We start from the raw sequence: 7,064 nt of genomic DNA, 5'->3' as shown, positions 1-7,064 counted from the left end.
TGGCCTCCGCGCTTTTGTGCGGGCCCCCAAAACCCCGGGGGGCGCTCGCGGGCAATGCCCGCGAGCGCCCGCTGTGTTCTGGCGATGGCTAGTTCTGCTTATTGGGGGCTTGCTGGCGCGCCGCGAATTTCTGCTGGATGTAGCCCAGGCCGCTCTGCAGATCGCGCTGGGTAACGACCGAGTGCATGTCGACACCCAGGCCGACAATGGTGTGGGCGACCTCGGCGCGGATGCCCACCAGCACTGGCTCGGCGCCCAGCATGCGGATGGCCTGGGTGGCCTGCAAGATCACGGCGGCCACCTGGGTGTCGACCAGCGGCACGCCGGTGATGTCGATCAGCACGGCCTGGGCGCGGTGGCTGAAGACCGCATCCAGCAGCCTGCGCGAGAGCATCTCGGCCCGCTGCGAGTCGATCGAGCCGATCAGCGGCAGCGCCAGCACGCCATCGGCCACCGGCATAATCGGCACGCTCATCTGGCGGATGATCTCGCTGCTGCGCTGGAGATCGGCCATAGCCTGGCGCATCTCGCTGGTGCGCTCCTCGACGCGCTGCTCAAGCGTGGCCCGCGCCTCCTCAAGCTCGAGCGCGTGCTGGCGCGACTGCTCGACCTGCTGCTGGTAGCCCGAGGTGGCCAGCGCCGCCAGCAGGGCGATCAGCACAAAGTACGAGGCGTAGAGCACGATGATCACCGCCCGCGTGCCCATCGGCGCATCGACCCAGGCCTGCCCAAACACATAGGAGAGCAGGAAGGCCACAAAAGCGATCCCCGCGTAGCCAAAGCTCCAGCGCGGGCTTAGCAGCAGGTTCGCGCCCACAATCGGGATGAACAGCGTGGCCAGCGCCGGGCTGAGCACGGCGGAATGCATGGCTATCCAGATCGTGGGCAGGATGAGCGAGAGGAAGAAGAGATGGGCAGCCAGCTTCTCGCGCTGCATCTGGATGAGCACCCAGGCAACCCCGGCAACCACAAGCAGCCCGCCCATGAGCAGCAGATATTGGGTGTTGTGCTCGCTCAGGCCATTGCCCAAGACGAGCAGGAGCACGCAGATGAGCAGATCAAATCCCCCGCTGATCAACATCGCCCTGGTCAAGATCAAGCGACGCCGCGCGCGGTCAAAATCCATGGTGTCTGTGGAGGCAGGTGTCATAGCGTGTGTATTTTGGTAGGGTGAATATCTTGTAGAGGCATTATACAGTAGTTCTGTTACCAAAAGAGAATCGTACTCGAAGCCGCCGAGGCATAGGCGAGAGGGGCACGCATGAGGCCCACAAGCAAAAGTTGACAGATTGGCAGTTAGCGACTACAATAGCCAGCGTGTTCGGGGCGTGGCGCAGCCTGGTAGCGCACCTGAATGGGGTTCAGGAGGCCGCTGGTTCGAATCCAGTCGCCCCGACCAGACGAAGCCCCCGCCGCAGTTATTGCGGCGGGGGCTTCTTGCGTGTGCGAGCTGGTGCTGTCGCCTAGCGGCTGGCCCACAGCATCCCGCGCCGCATGATCTCGCGGGCCTCGGGCACGTCGAAGTCGGCCAGGTTGTGGCCAAGCGACGAGTAGAACACCCGCCCGCCGCCCCAGACGCGCTTCCAGACCACCGGCATCACGGTGCCCGCGATCCAGGCCACGTGCTCGCCGCTGAAGGTGGTGGTGGCCAGCACCTCATTCGAGGGGTCCACATGCATGTAGTACTGCTCGGAGTGCATCGCGAAGTCGGCGATCCCGGCCGTGATCGGGTCGGTGTGGTTGGTGATGTTCACCGTGTAGTCGATGTGGTTGCCGGGGTGCGCCACCCACTGCCCGCCGACCATAAACTGGTAGCCCGGGCTGCCCCGGAACGAGTCGCCCATGGTGCCGTGCCAGCCCGCCACGCCCACGCCGCCGCTCACCGCATCCAGCAGGCCGCGCTCCTGCTCGGGCGTGATCGTCCCCATCGTCCAGGTCGGCACGATCAGATCCAGCGACTGGAGCTTGGCGGCATCCAGGTAGACATCCAGAGTGTCGGACAGCTCGGTCTCGTAGCCCTCGTCGCGCAGCACGTGGGCGAATAGCTCCGCCGCCTGCTGCGGCTGGTGGCCATCCCAGCCACCCCATACAAAGAGCGCCTTTTTCATCGTCGGCCCCATTGCTCATGGGCGGGAAGCTCGCCCCGCCCTACGAAGTTTTGCCTATCATAGCACCTTTGGGCCTATAATAGGCGCGGCTCAGGCGGCCCCAGCGGCCGCATAGCGGGAAGGAACCCACCATGGAGATCAAGTTCACGCCCTGGCGTATGGCCTATATCAGCAGCGGCGACGCGCCGAAGATCGAGGGCTGCGTGCTATGCGCCCTGGGCGCGATGGAGCCGGATGACCAGAACCTGGTGCTCTACCGCGGCGCACAGTGCTACGTGATCATGAACCGCTACCCCTACAACACCGCGCACCTGATGGTGGTGCCCTACGCCCACACCGCCGACCTGGTAGGGCTGGATGCGGCCACGGCGGGCGAGCTGTTCGACCTGACGCGCCGCACGATCGCCATCCTGGCCGATGTCTACCACCCCCATGGCTTCAACATCGGCATGAACCTGGGCAAGACGGCGGGCGCGGGCATCGACGCCCACATCCACATGCACATCGTGCCGCGCTGGGAGGGCGACGCCAACTTCATGCCGATCGTGGGCGGCACCAAGCTGGTGCCCGAGGCGCTGGAGCAGACCTGGGCGCGGCTGCGGCCCGCGTTCGCCGCGCTCTAGCGCCAAGAAATCGCGGCACGCCGCCTGCGGTACAATAGCGCCATGAGCAAAGAACCCTCCCACAGCAAGACGATCACGGTCGAGGGCACTACCCTGACGGTGCATGTGGTCCGTAAGGCGGTAAAGAATGTCAACGCGCGCCTGCGCGGCTCGACCCTGTCGGTCAGCGCGCCGACCCGCATGCCCCAGGCCGACCTCGACCGGCTGATCCCCGACATGGCGCGCAAGCTGCTGCGGCGCGTGGCCGCCCACCAGATCAACGCCGAGGGGGATGCGCTGGCCCTGGCCCAGCGCGTGGCGGCGCGCTTCCCGCAGCGCCCCGAGGTGGCCCACGTGCAGTTTTCCACCACGCAGCGCGCCCGCTGGGGCAGCTACAGCCGGGGCACCCGCACCATCCGCCTGCACGCGGCGCTGCGCCACATGCCGCGCTACGTGCTGGAGTCGGTGATCGCCCACGAGCTGGCCCACGTCATTCACTTCGACCACTCGGATGCGTTCTGGGCGCTGGTGCGCAGCGTGGACCCCGAGGTCGAGAAGGCCGACGCCTTCCTGGCGGGCGTCACATGGCTGGGCCGCAACTGGGAGACCCTGCCGCCGCTGGAGCGCTCGCTGCTGAGCGCCGCGCCCAGCGCCGATCATTCCAGCGCCGAAGAGTAGACCGCGAGAGAGCTATGCCAAACTTCATCCCCGCCGAGGCCGCCCGCAGCGAGATCCGGGTCTCGAACTCGCGCTTTATCGCCAGCGCGGCCCCCACCCCAACCGTGGAGGAGGCCAAGGCGTTTATCGCCGCCGTGCGGGCCGAGATGCCGGACGCCACCCACCACGTCTACGCCTTCGTGGTGGGCCACGGCGCGACCACCACCATGGGCATGAGCGATGACGGCGAGCCATCGGGTACGGCGGGCAGGCCGGTGCTGAGCGTGGTGAAGGGCAGCGGCCTGGGCGATGTGACGGTGGTGGTGACGCGCTACTTCGGCGGCACGCTGCTGGGCACGGGCGGGCTGGTGCACGCCTACGGCGATGCGGCCAAGGACATCCTGGCCAAGGTGGCCCGCGTGGAGAAGATCGCCCGCAGCCGCCTGCTTGTAGCCTTCGACTACAGCCACTTCGAGCCGATCCGCCGCCTGATCGCCGCCCACGAGGGCGCGATCGCCGACGAGCAGTTCGCCGCCGATGTCACGCTGACGGTCGTTTTACCGCAGGCCCAGGCCGCCCCGCTGTCGCACGCTATCACCGAGCTGACGGCGGGGCGGGCCGAGATCGCCGAGGAGCAGGCATGATCCCCTCGATGCTGGCCGATATGTTCCGGCTGGATATGCCGGTGGTGGAAAAAGTGCTGCGCACTATCGTGGTCTACCTGCTGCTGCTGGGGCTGCTGCGGCTGGCGGGTCGGCGCGAGCTGGCGCAGCTCAACCCGTTCGACCTCGTGCTGCTGCTGATGCTCTCAAACACCGTGCAGAACGCGATCATCGGCGACGACAACTCGCTGCTCGGCGGGGCGCTGGGCGCGGTGGTGCTGATCGGATTCAACCAGCTGGTGGTGCGCTTCTTCTACCGCCACCAGGCGGCGGAGCGCTCACTGGAGGGCGAGGAGGAGATCCTGATCCAGAACGGCAGGCTGAACGAGGGCCAGCTGAAGAAGGAGCTGATCACCCGCCACCAGCTGCTGGTGGCGGCGCGCGCCCAGGGCTTCGACACGCTGGATGAGGTGGAGAGCGCCGACATCAACAGCGCCGGGTCGTTCATCTTCACGCGCAAGCGCCCCACCGAGGACGAGCAGCGCCAGCAGGAGCTGCTCGATCGGCTGGACAGGCTGGCGGGCGAGATGGCCGAGATCCGGGCGGCGCTGGCGCGGCTGGGGCGCTAGGCCAGGGCGGCCACGCGCTCGCGGTAGGCTGGCGACACCGAGCGCAGCCGCTCGACCAAGGGCGGCAGCGTCTCAAGCACGTACTCGACATCCTCGGCGGTGGTGTGCTTGCCCAGGGTGAAGCGCACCGAGCCGACCGCCTGCTCCTCAGGGCTGCCCAGGGCCAGCAGCACATGCGAGGCCTCCAGCGCGCCGCTGGTGCAGGCCGAGCCGCTGGATGCGGCGATGCCCTGCTGGTCGAGCAGCAGCAGCAGGCTCTCGCCCTCAATGTAGTCGAAGGCGATGTTGACATTGTTGGGCAGGCGCTGGGCGTCGTCGCCGTTGAGCGCGGTGAAGGGCACGCGCTCTAGGATCTGGCCGATCAGCCGGTCGCGCAGGGGCTGGCAGTGGGCCAGGTACTGCTGGCGGCTGGCCTCGGCGCTGGCCAGCGCGTGGGCCAGGCCCACGATGCCCGCGATGTTCTCGGTGCCAGCGCGCCGCCGCCTTTCCTGCCCGCCGCCGTTGACCTGGGGGCTGAGCGGGACGCCGTGGCGCACATAGAGCGCGCCCACGCCCTTGGGGCCGTAGAACTTGTGCGCGGCGATGCTGAGCAGATCGACGTTGAGGGCCTGAACGTCCAGCGTCAGCGATCCGGCGGCCTGCACCGCGTCGGTGTGGAAGATCACCCCGGCCTGATGGCAGATGGTGCCAAGCTCGGCGATCGGCTGGATGGTGCCGATCTCGTTGTTGGCATACATGATCGAGACGATCGCGGTGTCGGGGCGGATGGCGGCGCGCAGGTCGTCGGGGCGCACCAGGCCGCGCGCATCCACCGGCAGCACGGTGGTCTCGAAGCCCTGCTCGGCCAGCGACTCGACGGCGTTCAGCACCGCGTGGTGCTCGATGGCGCTGGTGATGACGTGGCCGCCGCGCCCGGCCAGCCGCAGGGCCTGGGCCACGCCCTTGACGGCCAGGTTGTCGGCCTCGGAGCCACCGCCGGTGAAGACGATCTCCTTGCGGTGGGCGTTGAGCACGCGGGCCACGGTCTCGCGCGACTGATCCAGCGCGGCCAGGGCGGCGCGGCCCGCCTGGTGGATGCTGGATGGGTTGCCAAACTGCTCGGTGAAGTAGGGCAGCATGGCGGCCACCACTTCTGGGTCGGCAGGGGTGGTGGCGGCATGATCTAGATACACAAAACGCTCGGCCATGGTGGCTCCTCGCGGTTACTTTTCTCAAGCCGATTCTAGCACCACGCCCGATGCGACGCAACCGCTCTGGGGTAATCGGTTCACCACGAAGAGAACGAATACCACGAAGACGCGAAGGCACGAAGGAGCCGTTTTACCACCAAGGCTCCAAGGCGCGAAGGGGTTGTCTTACCACCAAGACGCCAAGGCTCCAAGATTCTATAGCTCCTTCGTACTCTTCCGTCACCCCTTCCAGCCCTTCTGTCACCCCTTCGCGGCCTGCTGCCACTCCTTCGCGGCCTGCTGCCACTCCTTCGCGGCCTGCTGTCATCCCTTCGTGCCCTTCCGTCACCCCTTCGCGGCCTGCTGCCACTCCTTCGTGCCCTTCCGTCACCCCTTCGCGGTCTTCCGTCATCCCTTCATGCTCTTCCGTCATCCCTTCGCGGCCTGCTGCCATCCCTTCGCGGCCTTCCGTCACCCCTTCGTGCCCTTCTATCTATCTTCGCGCTATTCTATTCATCTTCGCACCATTTCTTTCACATAACCGAGCCACCCATATCATTTCACCCCTTCGTGCCTTCGCGCCTTCGTGGTGAAAAATCTTCGGGTCTTCATGGTAAAGCTGCCCCCGAATAATTGAGCAGAATGCGCAAAATCGCTAGGCGATCGGCCCTTGTGCGGTTGACAAGGCCGGGCGGGAATCCTACAATCGCGCTGCGCAAGCACAGAGCCATCTGATACCGCCTGTATGGGAAGAAGAGGAGATAGACCATGGCACAGGAGCGACCAGAGGCGTTCAATTTCTGGGGTCCGAAGACGCTAGTGGGGCCGGAGCTGAAGCCGGGCGACGCCGCGCCCGCATTCAGCCTGATCGACGGCAAGGGCGAGACGGTGGGCAGCGAGGCGTTCGCGGGCAAGCCTGCGCTGATCAGCGTGGTGCCCTCGCTGGACACGGGCGTGTGCTCGATCCAGACGCGGCGGTTCGATAAAGAGATCGAGCAGTTCGTGGGCCAGATCAGCCTGATCACGGTGAGCGCCGACCTGCCCTTCGCCCAGACGCGCTGGGTGAACGCCGAGGGCGTGGAGCACGTGACGGTGCTCTCGGACCACCGCGACATGTCGTTCGGCGATGCCTACGGCACACATGTGAAAGAGGTGCGGCTGGACAGCCGCGCGGTGTTCGTGGTGGACGGCCAGGGCGTGATCCGCTACGCCGAGTATGTGCCGGTGGCCGGGAGCGAGCCGAACTACGAGGCCGCGCTAGAGGCCGTGAAGTCGGTCGTCGCGTAGCAGCGCCTGC

The 7,064-nt window shown here is 66.6% G+C and carries 8 protein-coding genes and 1 tRNA gene; 6 read left to right on the top strand and 3 right to left on the bottom strand.

From position 1 onward, the window contains the following. Window positions 1–88 precede the first annotated feature (88 nt). A complete protein-coding gene (locus F8S13_15005) occupies window positions 89–1,150 on the bottom strand; it encodes an STAS domain-containing protein (protein KAB8142292.1) in 1,062 nt (353 codons plus the stop codon). Between the two features lie 172 nt (window positions 1,151–1,322). On the opposite strand from F8S13_15005, the gene F8S13_15000 reads away from it, so the two are divergent. Continuing rightward, window positions 1,323–1,399: transfer RNA gene (locus F8S13_15000), tRNA-Pro, on the top strand. 64 nt (window positions 1,400–1,463) lie between these two features. Here F8S13_15000 and F8S13_14995 read toward each other — a convergent pair. Beyond that, window positions 1,464–2,108: a ThuA domain-containing protein gene (locus tag F8S13_14995; protein KAB8142291.1), complete on the bottom strand. Its 645-nt coding sequence runs from the start codon at window positions 2,106–2,108 to the stop codon at window positions 1,464–1,466. A 131-nt stretch (window positions 2,109–2,239) separates the two neighbouring features. Here F8S13_14995 and F8S13_14990 point away from each other — a divergent pair, with 131 nt between their 5' ends. Genes F8S13_14990 through F8S13_14975 form a run of 4 tightly spaced genes read left to right on the top strand, consistent with a single transcriptional unit; the run spans window position 2,240 to window position 4,598 of the window. Then, the gene (locus F8S13_14990; protein KAB8142290.1) at window positions 2,240–2,731 is read left to right on the top strand and encodes an HIT domain-containing protein; all 492 of its coding nucleotides are present in this window, start codon (window positions 2,240–2,242) and stop codon (window positions 2,729–2,731) included. 42 nt (window positions 2,732–2,773) lie between these two features. Beyond that, window positions 2,774–3,388 (top strand): M48 family metallopeptidase, encoded by a 615-nt coding sequence (locus F8S13_14985; GenBank protein ID KAB8142289.1) that lies wholly within the window; start codon window positions 2,774–2,776, stop codon window positions 3,386–3,388. 14 nt (window positions 3,389–3,402) lie between these two features. Continuing rightward, window positions 3,403–4,011: a YigZ family protein gene (locus F8S13_14980; protein KAB8142288.1), complete on the top strand. Its 609-nt coding sequence runs from the start codon at window positions 3,403–3,405 to the stop codon at window positions 4,009–4,011. Continuing rightward, window positions 4,008–4,598: a DUF421 domain-containing protein gene (locus F8S13_14975; GenBank protein ID KAB8142287.1), complete on the top strand. Its 591-nt coding sequence runs from the start codon at window positions 4,008–4,010 to the stop codon at window positions 4,596–4,598. Before F8S13_14980 ends, F8S13_14975 begins: the two co-directional genes overlap by 4 nt. Here F8S13_14975 and nifS read toward each other — a convergent pair. Then, on the bottom strand, window positions 4,595–5,785 hold the full coding sequence (gene nifS, locus F8S13_14970; protein ID KAB8142286.1) for a cysteine desulfurase NifS: 1,191 nt from the start codon (window positions 5,783–5,785) through the stop codon (window positions 4,595–4,597). The genes F8S13_14975 and nifS overlap by 4 nt on opposite strands. Before the next feature lie 750 nt (window positions 5,786–6,535). On the opposite strand from nifS, the gene F8S13_14965 reads away from it, so the two are divergent. Next, window positions 6,536–7,054, top strand: a complete 519-nt coding sequence (locus F8S13_14965) for a thiol peroxidase (protein KAB8142285.1) — start codon at window positions 6,536–6,538, stop codon at window positions 7,052–7,054. The last annotated feature ends 10 nt before the right edge of the window (window positions 7,055–7,064 follow it).

The organism is Chloroflexia bacterium SDU3-3, assembly GCA_009268125.1.
GTDB lineage: Bacteria > Chloroflexota > Chloroflexia > Chloroflexales > Roseiflexaceae > SDU3-3.
The sequence above is the reverse complement of the archived record's forward strand: the minus strand, read 5'-3'. Positions and strand labels throughout refer to the sequence as shown.

Excerpts from the sequence above, each read along its gene's own strand:
- F8S13_14995 (KAB8142291.1), bottom strand. The coding sequence starts at position 2,108 with ATGAAAAAGGCGCTCTTTGTATGGGGTGGCTGGGATGGCCACCAGCCG.
- F8S13_14985 (KAB8142289.1), top strand. The coding sequence starts at position 2,774 with ATGAGCAAAGAACCCTCCCACAGCAAGACGATCACGGTCGAGGGCACT.
- F8S13_14975 (KAB8142287.1), top strand. The coding sequence starts at position 4,008 with ATGATCCCCTCGATGCTGGCCGATATGTTCCGGCTGGATATGCCGGTG.
- F8S13_14990 (KAB8142290.1), top strand. The coding sequence starts at position 2,240 with ATGGAGATCAAGTTCACGCCCTGGCGTATGGCCTATATCAGCAGCGGC.
- F8S13_15005 (KAB8142292.1), bottom strand. The coding sequence starts at position 1,150 with ATGACACCTGCCTCCACAGACACCATGGATTTTGACCGCGCGCGGCGT.
- F8S13_14980 (KAB8142288.1), top strand. The coding sequence starts at position 3,403 with ATGCCAAACTTCATCCCCGCCGAGGCCGCCCGCAGCGAGATCCGGGTC.
- F8S13_14965 (KAB8142285.1), top strand. The coding sequence starts at position 6,536 with ATGGCACAGGAGCGACCAGAGGCGTTCAATTTCTGGGGTCCGAAGACG.
- nifS (KAB8142286.1), bottom strand. The coding sequence starts at position 5,785 with ATGGCCGAGCGTTTTGTGTATCTAGATCATGCCGCCACCACCCCTGCC.